At 60.5% G+C, this 24,562-nt stretch carries 22 protein-coding genes, 1 tRNA gene and 1 pseudogene; 12 read left to right on the top strand and 12 right to left on the bottom strand.

From position 1 onward, the window contains the following. The first annotated feature begins 54 nt into the window (after window positions 1-54). The 3 genes from MGMSRV2_RS20245 to MGMSRV2_RS21295 all read left to right on the top strand — a co-directional run bounded on the left by MGMSRV2_RS20245 (window position 55) and on the right by MGMSRV2_RS21295 (window position 1,969). Window positions 55-131 (top strand) — tRNA-Arg (locus tag MGMSRV2_RS20245). Window positions 132-315: 184 nt separating this feature from the next. Further along, window positions 316-909 (top strand): hypothetical protein, encoded by a 594-nt coding sequence (locus MGMSRV2_RS20240; protein WP_024082250.1) that lies wholly within the window; start codon window positions 316-318, stop codon window positions 907-909. Between the two features lie 166 nt (window positions 910-1,075). Beyond that, complete coding sequence (locus MGMSRV2_RS21295) at window positions 1,076-1,969, top strand: retron St85 family effector protein (RefSeq protein WP_144084350.1); 894 nt, start codon at window positions 1,076-1,078, stop codon at window positions 1,967-1,969. Window positions 1,970-2,230: 261 nt separating this feature from the next. Here the strand turns inward: MGMSRV2_RS21295 and MGMSRV2_RS20230 are convergent, their stop codons facing one another. Beyond that, window positions 2,231-3,304: an IS5 family transposase gene (locus MGMSRV2_RS20230; protein ID WP_024082248.1), complete on the bottom strand. Its 1,074-nt coding sequence runs from the start codon at window positions 3,302-3,304 to the stop codon at window positions 2,231-2,233. A gap of 128 nt (window positions 3,305-3,432) precedes the next feature. On the opposite strand from MGMSRV2_RS20230, the gene MGMSRV2_RS20225 reads away from it, so the two are divergent. Both MGMSRV2_RS20225 and MGMSRV2_RS20220 read left to right on the top strand, forming a co-directional pair. After that, a complete protein-coding gene (locus MGMSRV2_RS20225) occupies window positions 3,433-4,359 on the top strand; it encodes a retron St85 family RNA-directed DNA polymerase (RefSeq protein ID WP_024082247.1) in 927 nt (308 codons plus the stop codon). 360 nt (window positions 4,360-4,719) lie between these two features. Next, complete coding sequence (locus MGMSRV2_RS20220; protein WP_041633843.1) at window positions 4,720-5,241, top strand: hypothetical protein; 522 nt, start codon at window positions 4,720-4,722, stop codon at window positions 5,239-5,241. Window positions 5,242-5,266: 25 nt separating this feature from the next. Here MGMSRV2_RS20220 and tnpC read toward each other — a convergent pair. Then, window positions 5,267-5,806: pseudogene (tnpC, locus tag MGMSRV2_RS20215) on the bottom strand (IS66 family transposase); the annotation flags it as partial. Window positions 5,807-5,973: 167 nt separating this feature from the next. Here tnpC and MGMSRV2_RS20210 point away from each other — a divergent pair. The 3 genes from MGMSRV2_RS20210 (at window position 5,974) to MGMSRV2_RS20200 (ending at window position 9,824) form a co-directional block, all read left to right on the top strand. Continuing rightward, window positions 5,974-6,774, top strand: coding sequence for a substrate-binding periplasmic protein (locus MGMSRV2_RS20210; protein WP_024082244.1), 801 nt, complete (start codon window positions 5,974-5,976; stop codon window positions 6,772-6,774). After that, window positions 6,771-8,570 carry a sensor histidine kinase gene (locus MGMSRV2_RS20205; protein ID WP_024082243.1) on the top strand — a complete coding sequence of 600 codons (1,800 nt, stop codon included), beginning with the start codon at window positions 6,771-6,773 and terminating at the stop codon, window positions 8,568-8,570. The genes MGMSRV2_RS20210 and MGMSRV2_RS20205 overlap by 4 nt, the downstream gene beginning before the upstream one ends. A gap of 292 nt (window positions 8,571-8,862) precedes the next feature. Beyond that, a protein-coding gene (locus MGMSRV2_RS20200) for an IS630 family transposase (protein WP_144084247.1) occupies window positions 8,863-9,824 on the top strand; the annotation gives its coding sequence in 2 pieces (ribosomal slippage) (window positions 8,863-9,211 and window positions 9,211-9,824; 963 coding nt in all). 7 nt (window positions 9,825-9,831) lie between these two features. Here MGMSRV2_RS20200 and MGMSRV2_RS20195 read toward each other — a convergent pair. From MGMSRV2_RS20195 to MGMSRV2_RS20165, 7 genes are all read right to left on the bottom strand, one after another. Further along, a complete protein-coding gene (locus MGMSRV2_RS20195) occupies window positions 9,832-10,065 on the bottom strand; it encodes a hypothetical protein (protein WP_024082242.1) in 234 nt (77 codons plus the stop codon). Between the two features lie 105 nt (window positions 10,066-10,170). Further along, window positions 10,171-10,497 (bottom strand): STAS domain-containing protein, encoded by a 327-nt coding sequence (locus tag MGMSRV2_RS20190; RefSeq protein ID WP_024082241.1) that lies wholly within the window; start codon window positions 10,495-10,497, stop codon window positions 10,171-10,173. Window positions 10,498-10,501: 4 nt separating this feature from the next. Continuing rightward, window positions 10,502-13,480, bottom strand: a complete 2,979-nt coding sequence (locus MGMSRV2_RS22270; RefSeq protein WP_024082240.1) for a SpoIIE family protein phosphatase — start codon at window positions 13,478-13,480, stop codon at window positions 10,502-10,504. Then, window positions 13,459-14,367, bottom strand: a complete 909-nt coding sequence (locus MGMSRV2_RS20180) for a formyl transferase (RefSeq protein WP_024082239.1) — start codon at window positions 14,365-14,367, stop codon at window positions 13,459-13,461. Before MGMSRV2_RS20180 ends, MGMSRV2_RS22270 begins: the two co-directional genes overlap by 22 nt. Beyond that, window positions 14,364-15,401, bottom strand: coding sequence for an ABC transporter substrate-binding protein (locus tag MGMSRV2_RS20175; RefSeq protein ID WP_024082238.1), 1,038 nt, complete (start codon window positions 15,399-15,401; stop codon window positions 14,364-14,366). Before MGMSRV2_RS20175 ends, MGMSRV2_RS20180 begins: the two co-directional genes overlap by 4 nt. After that, window positions 15,398-17,533 (bottom strand): MFS transporter, encoded by a 2,136-nt coding sequence (locus MGMSRV2_RS20170; RefSeq protein ID WP_024082237.1) that lies wholly within the window; start codon window positions 17,531-17,533, stop codon window positions 15,398-15,400. The genes MGMSRV2_RS20175 and MGMSRV2_RS20170 overlap by 4 nt, the downstream gene beginning before the upstream one ends. Next, window positions 17,502-18,281 (bottom strand): hypothetical protein, encoded by a 780-nt coding sequence (locus tag MGMSRV2_RS20165; RefSeq protein ID WP_024082236.1) that lies wholly within the window; start codon window positions 18,279-18,281, stop codon window positions 17,502-17,504. The genes MGMSRV2_RS20170 and MGMSRV2_RS20165 overlap by 32 nt, the downstream gene beginning before the upstream one ends. Before the next feature lie 290 nt (window positions 18,282-18,571). On the opposite strand from MGMSRV2_RS20165, the gene murI reads away from it, so the two are divergent. From murI to MGMSRV2_RS20145, 4 genes are all read left to right on the top strand, one after another. Next, window positions 18,572-19,384 carry a glutamate racemase gene (murI, locus tag MGMSRV2_RS20160; RefSeq protein ID WP_041633840.1) on the top strand — a complete coding sequence of 271 codons (813 nt, stop codon included), beginning with the start codon at window positions 18,572-18,574 and terminating at the stop codon, window positions 19,382-19,384. A gap of 73 nt (window positions 19,385-19,457) precedes the next feature. Beyond that, window positions 19,458-20,477, top strand: coding sequence for a glycosyltransferase family 4 protein (locus MGMSRV2_RS20155; protein ID WP_024082234.1), 1,020 nt, complete (start codon window positions 19,458-19,460; stop codon window positions 20,475-20,477). A 90-nt stretch (window positions 20,478-20,567) separates the two neighbouring features. After that, entirely contained in the window at window positions 20,568-21,173 is a 606-nt protein-coding gene (locus tag MGMSRV2_RS20150) for a hypothetical protein (RefSeq protein WP_024082233.1), read from the top strand. A 3-nt stretch (window positions 21,174-21,176) separates the two neighbouring features. Continuing rightward, window positions 21,177-21,770, top strand: a complete 594-nt coding sequence (locus MGMSRV2_RS20145) for a GDSL-type esterase/lipase family protein (protein ID WP_024082232.1) — start codon at window positions 21,177-21,179, stop codon at window positions 21,768-21,770. Window positions 21,771-21,818: 48 nt separating this feature from the next. Here the strand turns inward: MGMSRV2_RS20145 and MGMSRV2_RS20140 are convergent, their stop codons facing one another. From MGMSRV2_RS20140 to pssA, 3 genes are all read right to left on the bottom strand, one after another. Next, complete coding sequence (locus MGMSRV2_RS20140) at window positions 21,819-22,460, bottom strand: FMN-binding negative transcriptional regulator (protein ID WP_024082231.1); 642 nt, start codon at window positions 22,458-22,460, stop codon at window positions 21,819-21,821. 183 nt (window positions 22,461-22,643) lie between these two features. Next, complete coding sequence (locus MGMSRV2_RS20135) at window positions 22,644-23,603, bottom strand: OmpA family protein (protein WP_024082230.1); 960 nt, start codon at window positions 23,601-23,603, stop codon at window positions 22,644-22,646. Window positions 23,604-23,707: 104 nt separating this feature from the next. After that, window positions 23,708-24,562 carry a CDP-diacylglycerol--serine O-phosphatidyltransferase gene (gene pssA / locus MGMSRV2_RS20130; protein WP_024082229.1) on the bottom strand — a complete coding sequence of 285 codons (855 nt, stop codon included), beginning with the start codon at window positions 24,560-24,562 and terminating at the stop codon, window positions 23,708-23,710.

Genomic DNA, 24,562 nt, shown 5'->3' with positions numbered 1-24,562 from the left:
GGATGATTTGTCGCCGGCCCCGGCATTTGCTATAACCCGGCCATCATCACCGGCGTCCCGGTAGCTCAGCAGGATAGAGCAACGGTTTCCTAAACCGTAGGTCAGGGGTTCGAATCCCTTCCGGGACACCAAATTTACCCAGCAAAAACAATGCGTTAGCTGTTGCCGCCCTTGTGGCGGGCGCCGGCGCTTGCCGTTAGTAGGGCAAAAGTAGGGCGGGTGGGTGCGGTGCCCTACTTGGGTTTTTGCCGGTAACGGCGAGTGGATTGGCGGACAGTGAAAGCCCACACTCGTGCGAGCATCGCGAGAGGCAGCATGGCCCCCATCAAGCGCATTCAACGAACCTTCCTCCGCGATATCCCCCCTGGCGAGTCCGCGTACCGCTATCCGCATAAGATCGAAGAGTTTGAACCAGGCATTACCCTCCGCTATCGGCGGACGCAGAAACGTGTCATCGACGACGGCCACGGTCTCGTTCGCACAAGGGAGCTTTTCTGCTGGATTTGCCAGGGGCGTAACAGGATCGGCTACGTCCATTTCACGGAGTGCTATATCGCTCCAGAGACGCTGAATGACGAGTTCCTGGAGGACATGGACATTCCGTCTGCCGCGTCCTTTGCCGTTGCGGAAACGATCTGCTCATGCTGGTTCGTGGACGAGATTGCCGATGTCGGGTCCGTAATCGAACTACGTCGCGTCTGGATGGAGCCTTCCCAGGCCCGCGACGGCCTGTGGGCGCGAGTGGCAAACCACTTCATCAACACGCTGTTCTCGGCGGACGCGGCCCTTCTGGTGCTGAAGGCTTTTCCGCTCGAATACGAAGGCGAGGTCACGCCGGCCGTCGCCAGGGCCTTTGAACTTCGCCGCAAAGCGATGCGCCGGCAACTATCGCCACCACCTTCGAGTTGAGGCGTTGCCAGGGCCGGCGGGTGGAAATGGGTGGATGTGGCGGGCATTGAAGGGACAGATGCCGATACCCAGAAGTGTTGAAGGGTAACTTTCTGATGGCCGCAGCCAATTGCCCCTCTGAAGCCCGCAGATGCGTTGACGCTTCAGCGAACATGTGGATTATAGGTTGCAAATCCACGACGGGCTTTGCCATATGCCTCAGGCGCAGCGCACATTGATTGAACCTGGACTTCTGAAAAGGGAAGTCCAAAACAATCCGCTTACGGTCTTTCTCTGCGGGCCGGGCATTGGCATGTCCGGCTTTGATGGGCGGGCGAAGATAAAGGAATATTTGGAGTCGCATTCAAATGTGGATGTCAAATACGGCGAAGACCTTTTAAGCGGGAAAATAAAACGATCCGGCTCAAGACCTGCCGACCTTCAAACACTTGAAGCCGAATTTGCACATGAAGCCGACTTCACAGTACTGATACTTGACAGTCCGGGTGCAATTGCGGAACTTGGCACGTTTTCGATGATTGAAAATATCGTGCCGAGATTGTTTGTGGCCGTCCCTGCAGCTTTTCATAAAAGCGAGAGTTACATTGCCCGAGGCTCTCTTAGTATTATTTCACGATACAGCAAAACCAATGTTTTCTATTTTGAGCGAGGAGAGGCGGAAACAATAAATGACCACCTAAATATACCAGTATGCCTCTTTAAATTTGCAGCCGCCCGCAAAGGCTATAACTCCAAAGCACGATTTGGACACAAGGCCAAAATATACAATAGGGCCTATTATAATAACTTTATTTCTCCGATTAGAAATGAATTCCTCATGGCAGCAACCCTTATCGGAATTATTAGCCTAGATCGCCCGACGTACGCTCAATTAGTCAGACGACTCAAGCTATCTTCCGATGATGTGAGGTTTGCTCTCGCGAGTTTGTTCGAGTTAAACAAGATTGAGAAAAGCAAGGGCGCATACCGAGCGCTCGCAAGCTTCGACGACCCCTTGCTGGAAGCCTTCAGCAGCACAAGGATCAGTCGCCTAAAGGCAATTGTTCTGGCGCAGGGTTGACCTAAAACCATACCTCAGATAAACATGACTCACCCTTAGCGTGCCCTCGAAAGAGGGGGTATGGCGCTTCGCCATGCATCTGAAAGTACGTAGACGAAAAATTCCCAATACAGGTCTCAAGGGAAATTGGACACCTCTAAAAACCTGGGCGTTGGCCTGATTTTGGCCTGACGGGAGCGGCATTGGTGCCGGTCAGCCCCTATCGGCGCCAATTTCCGCAGTCCATTGGTGGTTTCGGACGGGATTTCCCTGGTTTTGCCCTCAAGCGGGCACACGTTTCCTCTCAAGCCACATGAAACGCCGCATGTTGTAGGCGAGGTTGATCATGCCGATCTTGGTTTCCGCCCTGGCCTTGCCGATGGTGCGGACGATGGCGGCCATTGGCCCCTTCTGGTGGGCAAAGATGTGCTCGATCTTGGAGCGCACCATGGATTTGAGCGCATTGGCCTTGCGGGTTCTGTCCGGCATCGGCTTGCCCTTGGGCTTCTTGCGATGGACCTGGGAGACGAAACCGTTCTTCACCATGAACGTCTCGTTCTTTTCCGAACGATAGGCCGTGTCGGCCCAGACGCCGCTCGCCGTATTGGTCTTGTCGAGCAGATCAGGCAGCCGGGAACCATCATGAGCAGCCGCATCCGTCACCAGCCATTTGCGGATCAGACCATGCGCCCGGTCCGCCGAAACGTGGTTCTTGTAGCCGAAGGATGGGACGGCCAGGTCGACCTGGGGCTGGCCATCCTCACGGGGCTTGGCCTTGGAATACTTCACCGTCCACCGCGCATCGCGGTCCTTTTGCCGCAATTTCGCTGGCTTGTCCTGCCAGTCGTCGGGAATGGTTCCGGCCTTGATCGCCGCCTTTTCGCCATCTGTATTGCGCTGCTTGGGTGCGGCGACAATGGTGGCATCCAGAAATTGCCCCGACATCGCCAGATAGCCTGCCTCCCGCAGAGCCGCATCAAACCGCTCGAACAGACCCTTGATGGCGCTGGCCTTGGTCAGGTGCTCGCGGAACGTCCAGATCGTGTTGGCGTCGGGAACCGGATCGGCAATCCCCAACCCCAGGAACCGCTTCCAGGTCAGGCGGTCGCGCATGAAATATTCTGCGGCCTCGTCGCCCAGGCCATTCATCGCCTGCAGGATCAGCACCTTGAACATCAGCACATGATCGAACGGCGGACGGCCGCCTTTGGCGCCATTCGAGCGCGGAAACGCTCGTTCAAGGTCAGCACGGAACAGCTCGAAATCAATCGTACGGCTCAAGTGTTCCAGCACGTCGCCTTTCTTCGACAGACCCGCCAGACATTCTTCAATGTCGAAAAATCCCGGTGCCTTCATCGCCCCACCTCACAGCCGCAATCCCGTCAGTGAATCAAACGCCCGCCCAAATCGCCAGGGTTTTTGGAGGTGTCCAATTTCCCTTAACACCTGCATTGCGAATTTTGAATAAGAATCAAGGTAAGGGTATGACGACTGCGGCACTTAGCCTAGAACTGAGAGAACTAAGCAGCGAACTAGGCTTTGCGCCGCAGCACGTCTTTTATTTAGTGAAATGCGCTGACGAATTGTATTTTGACATTGAGATCCCAAAGAGAACTCCAGGGGAATTTCGGAAAATATCCGTACCCAGGACAGAATTAAAGGGGGTCCAGCGCGCAATTCTCAGAAAAATTTTGAGCTCGCACGAACCCAGCGAATTCGCTCACTCATACATAAAGGGGAAGTCTGTAATCTCAGCGGCTAAAAAGCTTCTGGGGGAAAAGGCTGTTCTTAAAGTCGATCTAAAGAACTTTTTTCCTGCAATTAGCGCGCGCCGGGTCTTTGGACTGTTCCGCGCCCTCGGCTTCAGCAACAAGAAGGCTTTCATTTTAACGAAGCTAACGACTTACAAAGGCACTCTGTGTCAGGGCGCCCCAACAAGCCCTGCAATCAGCAATTTAGTCTGCAGAAGCCTAGACAAAAATATCAACGCGCTAGCCATTAGCTGGAAACTAAATTACTTGAGATACTGCGATGACATTTATCTTTATCACAGAATCAACTTTAACAGCGATAAACTTCTCACTCGCCTAAGGCGGACTGTCAATGATCACGGTTTTTCGCTGAACGAAGACAAGACGCGATATTATGCTGCTGGCAATCCAAGAATTACGCTTGGCCTTTCCACTCATGGCCGCGTGCTGAGGTTGCCTAGGGCAATGAGGCGAGAGCATCGCGCCGCATTTCACAAAGCTTCGACCAGCCCCACGTGGGCGGAGGCCAATCTTTCCAAACTTCGTGGCATGGCTGAGTGGCACAAGGCGGTCTATGGAAGCGATGCGACGTATAAGCACTATCGTGAGATAATCAAAAATGTACCGCTAATGAAGGTACATGAGCCATTTGCGATTTAGCGCCAGCCTCTTTATCAAGCCCTATCGAACACCCATTCCACTGCCCGTCGCCCCGCCACCCCAGCGGCACCGGGGCGGCCGCCCCAGCGACTTCGATGCGGATTGTGGGGCTGTAGTGGTTGGCAGTATCTACCCGGTCCTTTCGGCGCCTACGGCTCAACGCGAGCTTGGCAGACCTTATACGGCGGAAACGCAGGACTGTACGTGCGGCGGTCCATCTATGCCAGCGCAACGCAGCGACAATGCTGCGGCGGCTTCCGGTATACCCAGCCCTGCCAAACAGCACACCCCTCATGATTGCAGCAGGCCGCGCATCAGTATACCCTTAGAGATGAGATCGATCGCCAAAGAGCCTGCAAGATGACCTATTTCCGCCTGTATCGCGCACAGATATTCCGAATCCAAATGCCCTTGATTCCGGATGATTACCCAGGTGGCGAAACGATGTTGCGTCGGGTTCTGGAAGAGGCGCGGCTGGAGAGAACACTTAAGACCAGGAAATATTTCTTGGTCGGCAGACAAACGATCGGTGAAAATGCCGTTCTATTCAAATTTGCAAGGACTCGGAAAGTCAATACAGTTGACTTTGACGGGGATAATTTTTACAAAGTCGCACACCCTGACCATCCGTTTATACACGTGCTATTTGATTTGAAACTGCAGATTTGCGCAATTGAGAGAAATTCTAATTTTGCTTCGGACGTTGATTGGTCGGCGCAAGCTTTGGCGAAACTGCTGGCAGAATCCCATGCCGTCAAAAGATATGATTGTGAGGTCACATTCGATGCCATTCGCGACCCGACGGAATTGATTGAGTATGTAAGAAAAGCTAGCCAAATCATAAACGTGTTTTTTGACGTTCGCCGGGTGTGCATCCGGTGAGAACCGCAGGTGAGTGCTGCTTTGATCAGGCTGCCTGACTGTCGGCGACGCGCGGCAGCGGACGCCAGTTCCAAGGCAGGAGTTCATCGATCCGGTTGGCGGGATGCGCGGCGATGCGGGCCAGGACGTCGGCCAGCCAGGCTTGCGGATCGATGTCGTTCATCTTGGCGGTGACGATCAGGCTGTAGATGGCGGCGGCACGCTGGCCACCGCGATCCGAACCGGCGAACAACCAGGATTTCCGGCCCAAGGCGAAGCCGCGCAGGGCGCGTTCGGCGGCATTGTTGGGCAGGCAGACGCGACCGTCGTCGAGGAAGCGGGTGAATGCGTGCCAGCGCTTGAGCATGTAGTCCATGGCCTTGGCGAGATCGTTGCCGCGCGAGAGATTGGCGCGCTGTCCGCGCAGCCAGCCTTCCAGATCTGCAACCAAGGGGGCGCTGAGCTCCTGGCGGACGGCACGGCGCTGCTCGGCGGTCTGGCCGTTGATCGTCCGCTCGATCTCGAACAGCGCGTCGATGCGTTGGACCGCCTCCAGGGCCAACGGTGAAATCGGCGCCGTGGTCTTTTCGTCCATCGGCCCTACATGACCCGAAGGGGACATTGCGCGCAGAAAGCGTTCATATGCATCCTTGACGAAGGTATGGTCAGACCGCTCTTTCGGCGGTAGTCTTTCCACGAGGGCTTTGATCCCCAGGCTTTGGATTGGCGACTAGAATCGAAGGGCGGATGGGAATGGTCAGAGGCTTCGCCATCTTGGTGGTCAGCATGTTTTTGTGCTTCGGCCTCGGCCAGAGCGCGGCCGCCGCCCCTGACTGCTCAAGGCCATTCACGCTTGCCCTGCATGATCATGGCCTTCTCTATTCGGCGGACACCGACACCGGCATCGACAAGGACGTCGCCGAGGAACTCATTCGGCGCAGTGGATGCCGGGTCATCGTCAATTTGATGCCGCGCGCCAGAATTTGGCAGTTGATCGAGTCCGGAGCCCTGGATTTCAGCCTTTCGGGCATCACTACCGTCGAGCGAGACAAATTCGCCTCCTTCGCGTGGTACATCAGCAACAAATATTATCTCTTGGTCCGCAAGGATGCCGCCGTTCGTGACCTTGCGGATTTCGAGCGCAATGACCGCCTTCGGCTTGGAGTGATACGCAGCTTTCGCTACAGCGAATCCGCCAACCGGCTTGTCGATACGCTGCAACAGGCGGGCCGCGTCAGTCAATCCGGCGGACTTGGGCCGCTCTATCAGGTCCTGATCGGCAACCAAATCCAGGCGATGATCATAGAACCCTTCGATTACCCCGCGCTGGACGAGAAGCAGATCCGCGGCATCTCGGACATCATCGAGTTCAATGATCCCCCGGTGCTTCACGGCCTGATCATGTCGAAAAAGGCGCTGCCCGCCCATGAACAGGAAAAGTGGCGTAAGCTGGTGAAAGACATGCACCACGACGGGACCGTGCGCCGGATCTTCGAGAAATACTTCCCGCCGGAATTAGCCGCCGCCATGACCACATTCGAAGATCAGCCTTGAGCACATTACGCCTCAAATTCCTTCCCTGGCTGGTCTTGTTCGCGGCACTCGGCGTGACATGGGTCGTTTGGGGTCACGAACGCCAAGCGGTCCGCCAGCAATTGCGGACACAGGTCGATTTTTCCCTGCGCGATGTCGCCAGCAGGATCGAGCAGCGCATTGCCACCTACGAACTGATGCTGCGAGGCGTGCAGGGAATGTATGCCACGGCCGACATCTCCCAGCGGGACATGCTGGCCGGCTATGTTGCATCCCTCCAGTCGGATGCAAATTTTTCCGCCGTTCAGGCAATTGGCGTCGTCGAATTGATTCCGGCGGACCGCAAGGACGCGCATCAACGCGCCATGCGCCAATTGGGAATGGCAGACTATGCCATATTTCCCGAGGGCCAACGGGACGTCTATGGCCCCATCGTCCAGCGCGAGCCGAATATCGGCCTTAACCGTGCCCCTGCCGGATTTGACGCATGGTCTGATCCGGTGCGGCGAGCGGCCATGGAAAAGGCTCGCGACTCCGGCATGGTCGTAATGTCGGGAAAACTCAAGCTCGCGGTGGATGCCGGACAGGAATCTCAGCCCGGATTTATCATGTACATCCCGATCTTCGTCCGGGGACAATCCCATGAGTCGGTCGCCGAACGCCGGAATGCATTGACGGGATGGGTCTTTGCCTCATTCCGGATCAAAGACGTCATGGCCAGCCTGTATGGCGAGCTTCCGCCGGGGGTTGCCTTCACCATTTTTGACGGTGTCGATTTGTCGGCCGAGGGCGTCTTGTACAAGTCCCCCAATTCCGGAGAAGTAAGTCTGTCGGCCGCCACCGCCAATGAATACCTCGTTGTCACCGGTCATAGCTGGACGCTGTCGGCGCGATCTCTGAGGTCTTTTGAAGCCGGTTTCGGCCGCAAGGCAGAATCCCTGATCGCGGGGGGCGGCGTGGGGCTTAGCCTTTTGCTGTCCTTGCTGGTTTGGTTGATGGCCACCGGCAGGGCCCGGGCCATTCAACTTGCCGAATCAATGACGAAGGACCTTCGGATCGCGGTACAGAACACCGAATCCGCGCAGCGAGATCTTGCTGTTCAGGCGCAAAGCCTTGCCCAGTCCAATACGGATCTTGAGCAATTCGCCTATGTGGCATCCCACGATCTGCGCGAGCCGCTTCGGATGGTGACCATGTACCTTGCCCTGGTGTCGAGGAAGCTTGGACCGGATCTTGATGCCGACATGAAGGAATTCATCGGATTTGCCGTGGATGGGGCAAAGCGGATGGACGCGCTTATTCTCGGTCTTCTCGAGTATGCCCGTATTGCACGGAGTGAAATGCCGCTCCAGCCCTTGGCACTCGGCGAGCCTATTGCCGAAAGCCTCCGGAATCTGCAGATCCTCTGTCAGGAGGCCGGGGCGGTGGTTTCCGTGGCGGAAGACTTGCCCTCCATCTTGGGTGACCGCACCGAGTTGATCCGGCTGTTCCAGAATCTGTTCGCCAATGCCGTCAAGTATCGCTCCCCAGACCGCGCTCCCATTATCTCGGTCGGCTGGCGCGACGACGGAACGGAATGGTGCGTTTGGGTGAAGGATAACGGCATCGGAATCGCGCCAGAATATTTCGAGCAGGTCTTCGGCATCTTCAAGCGGCTTGTAACCCGCAAGGAATACGAAGGCACCGGCATCGGGCTGGCGATCTGCAAGAGGATCGTAGAGCATCACCTTGGCCGCATTTGGGTTATGTCCATCGTCGGTGAAGGCTGCACGTTCTTGATGGCCTTTCCCAAAATCGATGCCCAGAAGGGTCATTGAAGGATTAAGCGGCGGCCCTTCATGGCACAACTGGGCCATAGCGGACGCTCCAGCCGAGTGGCGGTTGCCGGGGGTACAGCGGTCAGATACCAACGGGTTGCGCACCTCTACCGCCAGCTTACGCTGTGCGGAGAAATAGGGTTCGCGGCAAATGGTGGCGCGCCCCCGCAACAAAATTAGATAGAAATATCAAACAATTAGAGCGGTTTCACGCCGGAATCGGTAGAGGATTCCCCCTGAGGTCATTTTGTGATTCAACATCTTCGGTAACAACGCTCCCGAGGATGATGCGATGACGTGGCGCTCAGGGCAGTCCTATTCTCAGGACTTGCGCGATAGAGTTTTGGCGGCTGTGGACAGCGGCATGAGCGCCTACGAGGTGGCGCCGCTGTTCCGGGTGAGCGTTTCGTACATCTACAAGGCCCAAGGCCGCCGCCGGGCCACCGGCGAGACGACGGTGAAGCCACGGCCTGGGCGGCCAGGACAGAAGCTGGCGGCTCACCTTGAGGCGTTGCAGGCGCAGATCAAGGTCGAGCCCGATGCCACGCTGGCTGAGTTGCGCGCCTGGGTTCTGGCCGAATTGGGCGTGTCGATCAGCGTCGGCGGCCTGTGGAACACGCTTGAGCGGCTCGACCTCAGTCTGAAAAAAAGAGTGCGCATGCTGCCGAGCAGGAACGTCCCGACGTAGCCGAAGGACGCATCGCCTGGCGAGCCGAGCAGCCGGCGCTGGACCCAACCCGCTTGGTCTTCCTTGATGAAACCGGGGCATCGACCAACATGACCCGGCGCTACGGACGGGCGCCGCGCGGTCAGCGGCTGCTGGCTGCGGTGCCGCACGGTCATTGGAAAATGACCACCTTCGTCGGGGCGCTCCGGCATGACGGAATCTCCGCCCCCTTCGTCATCGACAAGGCGATGAATGGCGCGATCTTCCTGGCCTATGTCGAGCAGGTCCTGGCTCCGACCTTGCGGCCCGGCGACATCGTCGTAATGGACAATCTGCCCGCCCACAAGGTGGCAGGGGTCAAGCAACTCATCGAAGCCCGAGGGGCCACCCTGCGGTATCTGCCGCCCTACTCCCCAGACCTCAATCCCATCGAGCTCGCCTTCGCCAAGCTCAAGAGCCTGCTGCGAAAGGCGCAAGCCCGCACCATCAACACCTTATGGGACGTGATCGGAAAACTCATCGACCTGTTTCCGCCCGAGGAATGCGCCAATTTCTTCGCCCACGACGGATATGGACGCTCGATGTGAAAATGCTCTAAATGTCCCGCTCGGGATCGATATCGTGGGCGCGCTTCCCGTACTTGTCGGTCAGCGATGCACCGGTGGCGATTTCGACATGATCGCGATGGTACTTGGCCGCGTGGCTCAGAAATTTTTGCTGCATATCCAGCATGTGGGTCAGCATGGTGGTCATGTTCTGCGCCGAATGGGACCACGCTTTCAGCCAAGCGGCCTGGAATTCGGTAAAGCCCTTGAAGGGATCGGCCATGGCATCCTCCCGTTGTTGCAGATCGATCCCGAAGGGATACGATTGTAAACTTTTCGAGTGTAGCAGAGCCTATCCTTTGGTTCTAGCCGAGCCCGGTCATGGCATCTATGCCGACAAGGCAGCGGCGCGATCGGGCAGAATAGTCAGGATGCGGGCAAAACCGGACACATCGAAGATTTCGCGGATATGCGGCTTCATGCCGCACAGGGCGAATTTACGCGGGACACGGGTCATCTTGGCCCCCACCAGGACGACACGCAGGCCGGCGCTGGAGATATAGTCAAGCTCGGCGAAGTCGATGACGATCTTGCCCGCGCCGGAATTGACGGCGGCGAGGACCCGGACCTCGAAAGCCTTGGCGGTGGCACTGTCGACACGGGCGACAGGAACCAAAATTATCGCGCCATCAGCTTGGTCTTCCCGAATCTCCATTTCCTTAACTCTCCTGTTCGGTGACGTTCTTTTCCAGCGTCACGATATTTGTGCCGCCCTCGCGGCGGTAATCGGTGCGATCCATGAATTCCTTGACCAGGAATACCCCCAATCCGCCGATGGGACGGTCGTCCACATCCAAGGCCAGATCGGGTTCGGGGGCATCGGTAAAGGGATTGTACTCTTTGCCGTCGTCGATGATTTCGGTGATCAGACGACCATTGTCCAGCGCGAATTTAACGTGGATATCGTGGTGGTGGCCGTCCTCGTAGCCATAAGAGACGATATTGGTGATCAACTCGTCCAAACACAGATTTAGATTGAAAGAAATTCGCTCCGGCATGCTGTTGCGCTCGACGAATTCATCGACCAGACCGGCCAGACGCGCCAATTCATCCAGATCGTTGGCAATCGTCACTTCCAGCCGGGTATGCGGCACGGGCTTGGGCTTCGGCGGCTGCATCACCACCCGAGGACGCTTGGTGACGCTGGCGCCATTGACCACCGGCGCAACCGCCGGCTTGGCCGCATCGGTCTTGATCAGCTTGGCCGTGGAAACCGCCATCACCGGTGCCTTGGCGGGAGCGGGAGCGACCGTCGGGGTCGGGGCCGGGGTCGGGGCCGGGGCCGAGGTCGGGGCCGACACCGGCTGGACCATGATCCTGGGCCGCTTCGCCGGCGGGTTCGTCGGCGCGGCGGGCGCCCGTACGGCGGACACCGAGACAGCGATGGGGGCTGGCGGCGGAACCGGAGTCGACGGCGGTGTCGGAGATGGTGTGGAAACGGGCTCGGGCACCGCCTCGCCGCCACTGCCCTGGAAGCCGGTCAGCATCAATCGCCGTTGCTGAGTCTCGATGCCACCGTCATGAACGCTGACACGGTCGAAACGCAGCGACAGCATGGTGATATCGTCGAATTGCGGGGCGTCGCCGACAAAGGCCTCGACCGCCCGCTGCACGGTGGCGATGACCTGTTCCGGGTGAATGGGGCCCAAGCCCCGCAGGGTCTGGATCAGTCGCGGTTCGTCATACAGCGTCTCGGACACGTCTTGCGCCTCGGTGACGCCGTCGGTGTAAAGCACGATGGTATCATCGGGGGCGATGGTGAAGGTGCCGGTATCGTATTCCAGATCCTCCATCACCCCTAAGGCGACCCCCGAGACATCGCGGATGGCGTCCACATTTTGACCTTGGCGCAGGATCAGGGGCGGCGGATGGCCGGCATTGCAGAAGGCCACCTCGCCCGAGCGGGTGTCGACCACCGCGTAGAAGCAGGTGGCGAACAGGGTCTGCGGATTGTCCGCCGACAACATGGTATTGACGAAGGCCAGGCACTCGCCGGGCGAGCGCGACAGCGGCGCCACCGCCTTGATCAGCGAGCGGGCGATGGCGATGAACATGGCCGCCGGCACACCCTTGCCCGAGGCGTCGCCGATGACGATGCCCAGATGATGATGATCGAGCAGGAAGAAATCGTAGAAATCGCCGCCGACTTCCTTGGCCGGAACCATGGCGGCGTGAATCTGGAATTCGTCGCGGTCGGGGAAGGGCGGGAAAACCTGCGGCAGCGACGACAATTGCAGTTCGCGGGCGAAATCCAGTTCCTGCCGCAATGCGTTCAACTGGTCGCGGGTGCGCAGGGCTTCGCGCAAGACCTCGGCCTCGCGCGTACGTTCGGCGATCAGGGTTTCCAACGACAGGTGCTGTTCGCGGATGCGGTCGGACATGGTCTGGAAGGCCACGCCCAATACTTCCAACTCGCCCTTGCCGCTGTCGGCGGCATCCTCGGACCCGGCCTTCCTTTCGGCCATGGCCTCGATCTGCTTCATGTCCGACAAGATCGCGGCGCGGGCCTCTTCCTCCAGCATTTCCGACAGTTTCAGCATCTGCAGGCGGATGAACAATTCCTGCCGGCGGCGCTGGCGTTCGCGCCGCTGTTGCATCAGGTCCAGCTTGACGGTGTTTTCGCGGAACACGCCGACGGTGCCGGCGATGCGACCGATTTCGTCCTTGTCGTTCCTGACTTCCAAGGTCACCGAGGTATCGCCGCGCGACAGCGCGTTCAACACGGCGATGGCTTCGTCGAGCGGATGGAAGGACCGGCGCAGATAGACGTAGAAGATGCCCAGCACCAGCACCAGGAAGCCGATGACGGCACCGATGGCGATGACCCGGATCAGGCGTTGGCGTGCCTGGGTTTCCGACACGTCCCTGGCGGTGACCAGGGCGCCGATGACCCGATTGAAACCGTCCTGCACCGGCAAGACGACGACGGAATAGTACTTTTCGCCCTCGGCCCAGGTCAGCAGACGGCTTTTGCGCACGCTGATCTTGCCGTTGAACACCGACCACAGGGCATCGTTGGTGCCCTGGGCCAAATGACCGTTGCGATCGACCAGGAAGATGTCCGAGCCGGTGGAGGCCTGGAACTCCGACAAGGGCGGCTGCATGTCGGCGGCCAGCACGGCGATGCCGGCCACTTCGTCACCGCCGATCTGCAACGGAAAGGCCAAGGTGGCGGTGAAGGTCCGCGACGCGTCCTGCAACACCCCGCGCACCGGGCGCTTGCCATCGACGATGGCACGCACGGTGCCGGCGTCCAGGATCGGCGGCTCCAGCAAAGACCCGCGCGAGCTGTACAAAAGCTCGCCGTCGCGGTCCAGGATTTCCAGGCGGCTGACGGTGCCGCGCGTCTTCATCGCCTCGGCCAGCGGCCCCATATGGACCAGGGTCTGGGCCGGGTCGCGGTGATCCACCGCGGTGACGATCTGCATGTTGCCGGCGATGCCGCGGGCATCGGTTTCCAGGCGCTGGACGGTGTTTTCCACCAGCTTGCGCCAGAAGATTTCCTGCCCGTTCAGCGTCGCCTGGGCATAGCGCTCATCGGCCAGTTCCTCGCTTTTGAGGCCGGCGAAGGTCAGGCCGGCGACCAGCAGCGAATAGGTTATGGAAACGATCAGCGTTACGCGTGTGCGCAGCAGCATGACGCCCCCACCTTTTCAGCCGCGGCTCCGGCGATGGCCTGCAATTGGACGGCGCTCTCCGCCGGCATGAAACGGCGCAGAACGTCCATGTATTCCTGTGGGTCGTACAGCCGCAACCCCTTGGAGCGGAAGGCGTCGAAGGCCTCACGCCCCGGCAGGCTGCCGTAAACCCGCAGCGAGCGGTCCTGACCCTGCAAGTCGGGGCCCTGACCCTGGCGCAGACCGTCGAGGACGGTCATGAACAGATCGAGGCCGGCGCCATAGGTGTTGACCACATGCCACAGCAAGGACCGTTCCGCCTGGATTGGCAGCCAGCCGATCCCCACCACCGGGCCGGTATCGATGCCGTCATCCACCCGGTGCAGGGTGCAGCCGATGGCATCACCGCCTTCCAACATGCAGCGGAACGGCGCGAACAGGCCGGCATAGCGCGGCAAGGCGCCAGGATGGACGTTATAGGTGCCGAAGCGGGGGATATCGAAGACATTACGGCGGAAAATCAGCGAAAATCGCGCCGACAACATGATGTCGGGGGCGAAGCGCCGCAACATCTCTTCGCCCTCGGGGCCGTTGATGTCGCCGATCACCTGGATGGGAACGCCAAAGCGCTGCGCCAACCCGTCGAAGGTGGCCAGCTCCGCCGGCGCGCCATCGTCGTCGAGGCGGTCGATCAGCGGAAACAGCGTATCCATGGGCAAATCGCGCTCGAGAAACTTCATCTCGGCCAGTTCAGGCACCGCCTGTTCCACCGGGCGGGTCTTGTCCGACAGCAGCACCATGACCGTGTCGCCACCCAGACGCGGCAACAGCTGATTGAGAATCAGCGCCCCGGCCAGATCGCGCTTGGTGCAGATGACGATCCGCAACGGCGTGTGCTCCTTGTTCATGGCCGGACCTCGGCGCCGCTATCCACCACTTCGGCCAAGCTCAGCAGCCCCATGGGCGGATAGAATTCAAGCGCGCGCACCACCGGCATGTTGATGATGATGGACAGACGCCGCGGCGGGTCGATGGGCAGGTCCGCCGGCGCCTTCTTGTGGACCAGGATCTGTTCCGCCTTGTAGGCGGTCAGTTGGCCGACGGTGTAATAACGATAGACCCCGCCGAACATGGCCTTGGACGACAGTACCGGGTTTTCGGCGGCGGCGAAGCTGGGCATCTTTTCCGCCAAGGCGGCACCGGTCAGGACGTCGCGATTGACGTTAAGGAAGGTGTCGGGGGGGATATAAAGAAAATCCACCCCGTCCTGCTTGAGGTCGCGCACCTTGCCGGCGATGCTTTCCACCACCGGCTTGCCATCGACCACGTCCACCGCGGCCACCGCCAGCTCATAGCCGTTCTTGCGTCCCAGTTCGCGCAATTCGTCGGCGGCCACCAGCGAGTTCTTTTCCAAGGGATTGTAAACCATGCCCAATTTGCGCACCTGACGATAGGATTGCAGCAGGTTTACCTGGGTATCCATGGGCACCAGATAGCTGGTGCCGGCGATATTGCGGCCCGACGACGCCAGATCGGGCACCACCTTGGCCCCCACCGGCTGCGACACGATGGCGAAGACGGCGGGAATATCGGTGATGTGCTTAGCCGGGTCGACCTTGTCATAGGTGCCCAACATGTCCACCGTCACCGTGGTGCCCCAGGTGAACACCAGATCGACACCCAATTGCTTGGCCTCGGCCACGAATTCCGGCAGCTTGGCCCGGTCCTGGCCGGCGTCGCGGATGATCAGCTCGACCGGAATGTTCTGGTTGGTGAAGTAGTCCTTGAAGCCCTGGGCGGCATCTTCCCAGCCGCGCCACAGCGCCATATAGATGCGATAGGGCTTGGCCGGAGATTGGCCCGGAGATTGGGCCTGGGCCGGCAGGGCGGCGAACACAGCCGCCGACAGGGCGGCGCCCAGGAGCACACGGCGCATCATCATGGGGCGTCCTCCTCGGTTTCCAGGTGCGGGCCGCTGCCATAGGCGCCGGCGACCATGGCGAAGATGGCAGCCATGACCAGGACCACCGCCCCCAGACCGATCACCGCCCCCTTGGGTCCCCAGTGCAGCAGGAAGCCAGCGGCCAGCAACGGACCGATCACCGAACCCACCCGTTCCAGCGTGCGCAGCAAGGCCAGAACCTGGGTGCGACCGTGGCGATTGCATTCGATCCAGCAGATATCGGGAATGGCCGCCAATTGCGGCGATGCCGACATGCCATGGGAAATACCCAGACAGACGATGCCGATGACCAAGGGCAGCGTACCGTCGAAAGCCAGCATGGACAAAATACCGGCACCGCCGATCAGCCCGCCCAGGGCCACCTGACCGATGCGCCAGCCTATCTGATCGGCCAGGCGGGTCGATTGCGACGACACCGCCAGCATGACCAGGGGATACAGCACCATGATGCGGGCCAGTTCGGCCAAGGAATGGTCCGAACTCCACAAGGTCAGCGGTACCAGGAAGAAGAAATAGCCGGTCAGCGCCATCTTGGCCGGAATGGCGGCGAACAGTACCAGGACGGTGAACCGCCAATTGGCGAAGATGCGTAGCAACGGGCGACCGGACGGAACCGGGGCCACTACCGGGGCACCGTGGTCCACCACCGACAGCAGATGGCTGAGCAGCCAGCCGGACACCAGGATCAACACGGTGGAGACGAAGAAGGTGGGGGCGAAGCCGATGCGCTCGGCCAGCACACCGCCGGCGGCGGTGCCGCAAACGGCCGCTGTCAGCACCGCGCCGACATAACTGCCCAGACCGGTGGCGCGGTTGCTGTCCACCGTGGTCTTCGAGATATAACTTTGGCAGGCCACCGTCACCAGGGCATAGCCCAGGCCGGCGATGCCGCGCCACAGGCTCAGTTCAACGACGCCCTGGGCCAACCCGCTCATGACGCAGCCCAACACCGCCGGAGCCAGACCGAACTGGAACACCTTGCGGCTGCCCAGCCGTTCGGTCACCGCCCCCGCCCACAACGAGCCCACGGCGATACCGGCCATGAACACGGCGATGGGCAGCGCCATCAGCACTTCAGGCGTCAGCCAGCCCGCCTGCGACGGCAAGGCCTGGGCATAAAGCGGCATGAAGGCGCGGCTCAGCTCCTCGGCGAAGATAAACAGGAACAACGGCAGCCGCACGTCCGACGACAGTTTCTCGCGCAGGACCTGTGGCGCCCCCGAAGGATGGAAACGGAACAGGAAGCGCACCCGATCGGCGATCTCACTCACCTGACCAGCCACATCGCGATCAAAATGGCCGCTGCGCACTTCATCGATATAGGCCATCAGGCCGCGATAGGCACCATCGACCTGGCGCATGGCGCTGTTGAAGACACGAACGAAATGCCCCACCTCGTCGGACGAGGTGATCCCCGGCACCCGGGTGAAGTCGCCGCGCCGGGCCTGGGCCACCACCTCGGCCACCAGTTTCATCGGGCCGGAAACGTTGAACACCACCACGAACAGCAGAACCTCGAAGGCGATGATCAGCGACGTCACCAGCACCACGGCGATATCGTAGAAAATACCGAACAACTGAGTGGCGACGTAATCCTGATCAAAGCCCACATGGACCTGCGCCACCGCGACATCCCGCACATGGACGGGCAAAGCCAGATCGACGAAGTCGGCGATGTTCGCCTTCAATCCGGTATCGTCCAGCACCGCGCCCGAGCGGCTGCGATAGGCGTCGTTCAACTGCTCGGACAGCGCCCCGCGCAAAAACAGGATATCACCCTTGGCATCGGTGATCCCCAGATAACGGATTTCCGGATTGGCACTGAGCACCTGGGCAAAGAATTCATCCACCCCCACCAGCTTATCGACGGGAATGCCAAAGCCCACGGCGCGTTCCAGTTGCGCCACCAGATCGCGGGCGATGGCGGCGGCCTTCAGGTCCATTTCCGGACTCAAGCCCCGCTTGAAACTATCGAGCGCCCGGTACGAACCGATGACCATGGGCGGCACCAGCACCAGCACCGCCAGCATCAGCAACCGGATCAACAATGAGCGGGACGAGTCGAGACGCATGGCCCCCTCACGCAAGCCGGTCAAGGCGTTCGACTTCATCGGTCGACGCTTTGATATGTTCAACCGCTTCACGGGTCTTGGCGACGAACTCGCCGAAATGCCCGTCGAATTCATTTACCGTCGCCACATCATCCAGCGGCGCCTCGGCCCCCGGGGCCAGAAGCAGGGCATGTTCCATGGCGTGCAGGCGCCGGCGCACCGCGCCCAGGGCGATGCTGGCCACGACCACGGCCAGCAGACTGAACACCACCACCAGCCCGGCGATCTCGCCGGCCAGACGCCACAGCATGGGGCCCAATTCACGCTCCACATAGCCGGTGGGATAAAGCAACACCACCGCGCCTTCGACCTTGCCCAGACTGTTGACCAGGGGCAGGCCGACGACGTTGGAATCCTCGTCGAGGAAAGCGAAAGGCTGCAAATTGGTGAGACTCAACGGCAACAGCCAATTTTCCGGCACCGAGGCGCCGATGCGGCCTCGGTCGCTGTTGAAGAGAATTTCACCCTTGGCGTCATAAATCTCGATGCCCTGAACCTGCTCGTCACGGGCTTTTTCCAGCTCGATGGTTTCTTGCACCTGACGTAATTGTCGCAGGGCGAAACCCAGGTTCAGACTGTCTTCCACCTTCTGCTTGATGGTGAAGGCGACGAAGCTGTAACGGGAGCGCACCAGCTCCGACATCACGTCCTGGAACTTGAAAAAGCCGAACAGAGCCGTCACCATCATGGTGCACACCAAAATGGCGATCAACGCGGCGGATACCTTGCGGGCCAACGACCACGACATGGGATCAAGCCCCCTCGGCCCGCTGTGTGGCGGGCCGCGCCCTTGACCAATGCAGAGACCCGCTCAAGCCAGACAAACCATGCCTCCCAACTCCGCTAACCATACCAATGCACGGCACCGGCCATTTCCCCAACTACATTTATAGGCTATTTACATAAAACCGCCAAGGGCCGGATAATCCCGGCACCAAAATAACCATATGACTGCGCAAATGGAACCTGTGCGCAATAGGTAATAGGGACTAAATCTTGGATAATCCCGATCATTCTACGGTCAATACCTTAGAGCATATGAACTGCACCCGCCCCATCGGGGTGTTCGATTCCGGTGTCGGCGGCTTGACCGTGGCCGCGGCCCTGCACCGCCGCCTGCCGGCAGAGACATTGCTGTACCTGGGTGATGTCGCACGTTTACCCTATGGAACCAAAGCGCCGCAGACGATTATTCAATATGTGTTGAGGGCGGCGGCTTTTTTCAGGTCGCAGGACATAAAAATGCTGGTCCTGGCCTGCAACACCGCCTCGGCCCATGCCGCCGCCGCCTTGGCCCAGCATTTTCCCGATCTTCTGGTCTTGGGCGTGATCGATGCCGGGGCCGAGCAGGCCGCCGCCCTGTCGCCCGGCGGGCGCATCGTCGTCGCCGCCACCGAGGGCACCTGCCGCTCCGGCGCCTTCGACCGGGCGATTGCCGCTCAGCGACCCACAGCCGCCATCACCCCGGTGCCCTGCCCGCTCTTCGTTGCCATGGTGGAAGAAGGGCTGACCGAAGGGCCCATCGCCGAGGCCATGATCCGCCAATATCTGGCCGAGCACTTCCAAGGCGACGGCGCAGCCGATTGTCTGGTGCTGGGCTGCACGCATTTCCCGCTGCTTGCCCCCTCCTTACGCAAGGTGCTGGGGCCCATTCCGGTGCTGGTTGATTGCGCCCAGGCGGTGGCTGAACGGGCCGCCCTCATGCTGGCACAAAAAGGATTGGCCGCCGGCAGCGGCAAAGGCGGCATCCATCTTTACACCACCGACGCCCCGGCCCGCTTTTCCGCCACCGCCGGCGCTTTTTTCCCCGGCCTGGGGACGGCACCACCGGTGGAACTGATCGATTTGTGATTTCATCGCTTCGTCACTTGCCGCCACAGCGGCGGCGGCTTAGGCATGCGCAAACGCCCCGAAGGAGGCCCCCATGCGCATCGCCATCGTCACCGACGCCTGGCACCCCCAACGCAACGGCGTGGTCCGCGTCCTTGCCAGTCTGTGCGGCCAGCTGGAGCGCCTTGGTCACCAGCTATTGGTGATCGAGCCAGGGCAATTCAGGACCATCCCGTGTCCGTCCTACCCGGAAATCAAGCTGTCGCTATTCGTCGCCGCCGGGCTTGGTCAAGCCCTGCACGATTTCGCCCCCGACGCCATCCATCTGGCGACGGAAGGCCCGTTGGGCTGGGCGGCGCGGCGCTGGTGCCTGGACCGGCGCCTGCCCTTCACCACCGCCTATCACACCAAGTTTCCCCATTACGTCCGCGCCCGTACCGGCGTGCCGCTATCCTGGCCCTATGCCTTGATGCGGCGATTTCACGCCCCCTCGGCGGCGGTGATGTGCCCATCGCCGTCGGTACGGCGGGAATTGGCGGAATGGGGCTTCGTCAATGCGGTGGAATGGAGCCACGGCGTCGATGCCGTCACCTTCCACCCCCAGGCCAAGGATTTCGTCGATCTGCCGCGCCCCCTCTTCCTCTATGTGGGCCGGGTGGCGGTGGAAAAAAACCTGCCGGCGTTTCTGTCGCTGGACCTGCCGGGTTCGAAAATGGTGGTCGGCGATGGCCCCGCCCGCGCCGGCCTGATGAAGCGCTTTCCCCAGGTGCACTGGCGCATCGCCAATGGCGACGCCGAATTATCGCGCTATTTCGCCGCCGGCGATTGCTTCGTCTTCCCCTCCAAAACCGACACGTTCGGACTGGTCATGCTGGAAGCCCTGGCCTCGGGCGTGCCGGTGGCGGCCTTTCCGGTCCCCGGCCCGCTGGACGTGATCGGCGATTCCCCCGCCGGCGTGCTGAACCATGACCTGCGGGCCGCCGCCCTGGCCGCCCTGGACATTCCATCCGCGTCATGCCGTGACCATGCCTGTCGCTTTTCTTGGGAGCGTGTCAGCGCCGAATTCCTGGCCTTGCTGGCCCCCACCGGCCGGAATGCGGGAAATGCCGGGTAAAAGGTGAAGGGTGTCGTCGGAAATGTTGCACTTTCGCCGACGCTTCGCCACACTGGCGCCGCTTTGAAACCCACCATCGCGAGGCACTTAGTGATTCGTAAATCCAGCAGCGCCATTGCCGCCCTCGTCTGCATCGCCATCGCCGCTCCGGCCTTCGCCAAGCAGCAATGCTATACGCCGCAAGACATCCGGGCCATGCAGGTGCGCCAGCTGCATTACGAGTTGATGGTCGCCGCCCTCAAGTGCCAGGGCACCGAGGTCGACTTCCGCGGCAAATGGTCCACCTGGGTCAACCGCTTCGGCACCACCATGAATGCCAATGCCACCCACCTGCGCGGCATGTTCGGACGCCTGGGCAAGGGCCAAAGCGGCATGGACCGCTATGTCACCCAATTGTCCAACGACGCCTCCATGCGGGCGCAGCACGTGGAAGAATATTGCGACACCCAGGTCAAGCTGTTCGATACCGTCTTGGACCTGTCGCCGCACGAGATGGAAAACTGGGCGGCCAATACCATTGAAAAGCCGATCCCGGCCACCGCCGGCTGCTCGGCCGCGCCGGTTCCGTCGCCGGTGAAGCAGGCCAAGGCCGAAAAGGCAGCGCCGAAACCCGATTCCAGCAAGGCCAAGGCGGAAAAAGCCAAGGCCGACAAGCCCGCCGCCAAGCCGGCGACGCAGGCCGCCAGCAAGGGCTGACCCTTGCCCGCGGCCTTGCGGTTGTGTTTCTTCGGGGACAGCTTCATCAACGGCACCGGCGATCCCACTGGCTTGGGCTGGGTCGGTCGCGCCTGCGCCTCACAGAGGACCGCTTCGCCCGACCTGACCGTCTACAACCTGGGCATTCGCGGCGATAAAACCGCACAAATTCACCGGCGCTGGCAGGTCGAAGCCCAAGCCCGGCTGGATGGCATCGCTCCCGCCCAGCGTCGCCTGATCTTTTCTTTTGGCGCCAATGATTCCGCCCAGAACATTCCGCCTCAACACACCCTGGCCGAAGCGGAATGCCTGCTGCGCCCCGCCCAAGCCTATGCCCGCACCCTCTTCATCGGCCCCGCCCCCATCGCGGACGATGCTGCCGCCGATGGCCGTATCACCTCTTTGTGTGAGGATTTCACGGCCCTTGCCGCACGCCTGGACCTGCCTTATCTGCCCATCCATGGGTTTCTGCGCCAGCACCGTTCCTGGATGGATGAAGCGGGCGCCGGGGATGGCGTCCACCCTGGCGCTGGCGGTTATGCCGCGCTGGCCGACTTCATCTGTGGATGGGCGCCCTGGCAAGGGCTGTTTGATTAGAGCTGCCTGCATTCAGCGGCCAGTCGGCTTTGCCCACTGATTTTACCCCTATACCTCCTCCTTGGCCGAGACGCAGGCGAGCATTGCGTCGGCAATCAGGTGATCACCTTGCCTTTTCAAGGCTAAAGCAGCCCCTCGAATGTCTCGCGGCTCCCGATTCTGGCTCAGCTTGGATTTCCCAATCAGGCGCGTGACGTGGATCTCGATCCCGACAATGGCTTTCACCATGGTGTCGATGAACGCCTTGGGGCTATCGCTCATCTTCCACGGTACGGGCTGCGACACTTCGTGGGATTTGGTCAGGCGGGCGACGATGCCGCGCACGGTTCGTTCGTCATCTTTGACGACGATGCGTCCGTAAGCGTGAGCAACCTTGTAGTTCCAAGTTGGAACCTGCTTATGGGACTCGTGCTTGCTGGGGTACCAGTTGGGTGAGATGTAGGCGTCACCGGCTTGGAATACCGCCAGCACCTCATCGCCGTCGCTTACATTCCGCCAAAGCGGATTTGCCCGTGCCACATGAGCACGCAGCACGCCAAGCGACCCTTCCCCTTTGTCCAGTTCAAAGGGAATGTGGTTGGCGTCCAGACCGTCGATCCCATACGTCACCAAGACCCCGAACGGATGGCATGAAATGAGGTCGTGAAGAATGTCGACTTCGGCTTCTTCAAAATGGGACGGAACGTACATGCAAACGCCTCTCTGGCTGAGAATTGCGGGCAATCAGCCGATGACCATGACGATCACGCGCCCGCGATTGCCTCTCAACCACCCGGAAGACATCCGCATTTGGGCCGAACGATAGCCATGCTTTCCTAAAACGCAAAAAACCCCCGGTCCTTAGGACCGGGGGTCTTCGCTACGACCAACCGATTAGGGCAGGACGATTTCGACGCGGCGGTTCTGCGGCTCGCGCACACCGTCGGGGGTCTGGACCAGCGGGACCGCTTCGCCCTTGCCGACAACCGAGATCTGGTCGGCGGGGATGCCCTGCTTGACCATGGCGGCCTTGACGGCGTTGGCGCGCTTCAGCGACAGAGCCATGTTGTACTTGTCCGGGCCGGAACGGTCGGCGTGGCCGGTCAGGTCAACACGGGTGGTCTTGCCCTTCTTGGCGGTATCGACGGCCTGGGTGATGACCTTGGAAGCTTCCGGGGTGATGTCCGACTTGTTGAAGTCGAAGAACACGATGAAGTTCTTGGGGGTCGGCACGGGCTTGGCGACCGGGGCAGGAGCCGGGGCGGCAACCGGAACCGGAGCCGGGGCCGGAGCAACGACCGGAGCCGGAGCGCCGAACTTGTAGGTGAAGCCGGCCAGGATCGAGTGGTTGCGATAATCGCTGTCGCCCGAATTGGCGGTGCCCACATCGGCGTCCAGGGTGGCGAAGTAACGGTACTGAGCCTTCAAAGCCCAGTTGCTGTCGAGGTCGTAGCCGACGCCGGCGATGCCCTGGTAGGCGAAAGCGTTATCGGAATTGCGGGCGCCGTTCCCGGCGAAGTCGCCGTCCAGCCAAGCCCAGCCGATACCGGCGCCGACGAAGGGATGCCACTTGCCGGTCGGCATGAAGTCATAGATGCCGTTGACCATGGTGCTGATCGAGTCGATCGAGTCGTTGGCGCGGTAGCCGACTTCAAACTCCACCTTGGGAGCGCCGAAGCTGTAGCCGACCTGGCCCAGACCAACCCAACCCCAATCGGAATCGGCGCCGGTGGACGAACCCGGGTCTTGCATGTAATTGGCGCCACCGTCCAAACCAACATACCACTGGGCGTTGGCGGCGACGGGCAGGGCGGCGAGAACGCCAGCAACCAGCAGAGTCTTCATGGTACGCATTGAGAGGGCTTCCTTATGCATTAACAGGTTCGCACGCGATTAGTCTGGTTTCTACCGCAGGACGTCACCCACGGCAAGGACCGCCTTAGAGAAGATTCAATGTTTCACGACACCGTGGCATTTTCGTCACTATCAGAAGGAGCCGCCACCAGCGTCTCCGCCTGCACCACCGCCTCGGCCTGGCGTTTGAGCCGGCGGAAGGCGCGGATACTGACGGGAATCAGGCCGACATAGGCAAAACCCAGCACCACCAGGGTCAACCACGGCTCGGTCACCAGGAACGCGGCCAGCAGGCCGACGATCAACAGCACCGGCAACACCCAGGCATTGGGGATGCGAACCTTCTTGAAAGAGAAGGTGGGGATGGTGCTGACCATCAGGAAGGCCACCCCCAGCAGAAAGACCGACACCACGGTGGGGCGGGCGAAAAAGCTGTCGCCGAATTCAAAGCTGGCGACCATGGGCAGCAGCACCACCCCGGCGGCGGCGGGGGCGGGAATGCCGGTGAAGAAATTATAGGCATAAGGCGGCAGGTCGGCATTGCCCAGCATGGTGTTGAAACGGGCCAGCCGCAGGGCGCAGCACACCGCGAACAAAAGCACCAAGGCCCAGCCGAAGCCGCCGGCGCCCTGCATGGTCCAGAAATACAGCACCATGGCCGGAGCGACGCCGAAACTGACGAAATCGGACAGGGAATCCAACTCGGCGCCGAATTTCGACGTCCCTTGCAGCAGCCGCGCCACCCGCCCGTCCAGACCGTCGAGGATGGCGGCCAGGACGATGGACAGCACCGCGTGCTCCCACTTGCCATGCAGGGCGAAGCGGATCGAAGTCAGCCCCGCGCACAGGGCCAGCACGGTCAGGATATTGGGAATAAGCTTGTTCAGCGACAGGCCGGGCAGCTTGGGCGGACGGATCAGACGGCGCCGGGGCTGGCCTGGGGCTGATGGCTTGAACAT

It is taken from the genome of Magnetospirillum gryphiswaldense MSR-1 v2, assembly GCF_000513295.1.
Lineage (GTDB): Bacteria > Pseudomonadota > Alphaproteobacteria > Rhodospirillales > Magnetospirillaceae > Magnetospirillum > Magnetospirillum gryphiswaldense.
This window is presented reverse-complemented; position numbering and strand designations above follow the sequence as displayed.

Excerpts from the sequence above, each read along its gene's own strand:
- murI (WP_041633840.1), top strand. The coding sequence starts at position 18,572 with ATGAACTGCACCCGCCCCATCGGGGTGTTCGATTCCGGTGTCGGCGGC.
- MGMSRV2_RS20230 (WP_024082248.1), bottom strand. The coding sequence starts at position 3,304 with ATGAAGGCACCGGGATTTTTCGACATTGAAGAATGTCTGGCGGGTCTG.
- MGMSRV2_RS20220 (WP_041633843.1), top strand. The coding sequence starts at position 4,720 with ATGACCTATTTCCGCCTGTATCGCGCACAGATATTCCGAATCCAAATG.
- MGMSRV2_RS20155 (WP_024082234.1), top strand. The coding sequence starts at position 19,458 with ATGCGCATCGCCATCGTCACCGACGCCTGGCACCCCCAACGCAACGGC.
- MGMSRV2_RS20175 (WP_024082238.1), bottom strand. The coding sequence starts at position 15,401 with ATGATGATGCGCCGTGTGCTCCTGGGCGCCGCCCTGTCGGCGGCTGTG.
- MGMSRV2_RS20165 (WP_024082236.1), bottom strand. The coding sequence starts at position 18,281 with ATGTCGTGGTCGTTGGCCCGCAAGGTATCCGCCGCGTTGATCGCCATT.
- pssA (WP_024082229.1), bottom strand. The coding sequence starts at position 24,562 with ATGTTCAAGCCATCAGCCCCAGGCCAGCCCCGGCGCCGTCTGATCCGT.
- MGMSRV2_RS20180 (WP_024082239.1), bottom strand. The coding sequence starts at position 14,367 with ATGAACAAGGAGCACACGCCGTTGCGGATCGTCATCTGCACCAAGCGC.
- MGMSRV2_RS20135 (WP_024082230.1), bottom strand. The coding sequence starts at position 23,603 with ATGCGTACCATGAAGACTCTGCTGGTTGCTGGCGTTCTCGCCGCCCTG.
- MGMSRV2_RS20195 (WP_024082242.1), bottom strand. The coding sequence starts at position 10,065 with ATGGCCGATCCCTTCAAGGGCTTTACCGAATTCCAGGCCGCTTGGCTG.
- MGMSRV2_RS20210 (WP_024082244.1), top strand. The coding sequence starts at position 5,974 with ATGGTCAGAGGCTTCGCCATCTTGGTGGTCAGCATGTTTTTGTGCTTC.
- MGMSRV2_RS20225 (WP_024082247.1), top strand. The coding sequence starts at position 3,433 with ATGACGACTGCGGCACTTAGCCTAGAACTGAGAGAACTAAGCAGCGAA.
- MGMSRV2_RS20240 (WP_024082250.1), top strand. The coding sequence starts at position 316 with ATGGCCCCCATCAAGCGCATTCAACGAACCTTCCTCCGCGATATCCCC.
- MGMSRV2_RS20140 (WP_024082231.1), bottom strand. The coding sequence starts at position 22,460 with ATGTACGTTCCGTCCCATTTTGAAGAAGCCGAAGTCGACATTCTTCAC.
- MGMSRV2_RS22270 (WP_024082240.1), bottom strand. The coding sequence starts at position 13,480 with ATGCTGCTGCGCACACGCGTAACGCTGATCGTTTCCATAACCTATTCG.
- MGMSRV2_RS20170 (WP_024082237.1), bottom strand. The coding sequence starts at position 17,533 with ATGAAGTCGAACGCCTTGACCGGCTTGCGTGAGGGGGCCATGCGTCTC.
- MGMSRV2_RS20190 (WP_024082241.1), bottom strand. The coding sequence starts at position 10,497 with ATGGAGATTCGGGAAGACCAAGCTGATGGCGCGATAATTTTGGTTCCT.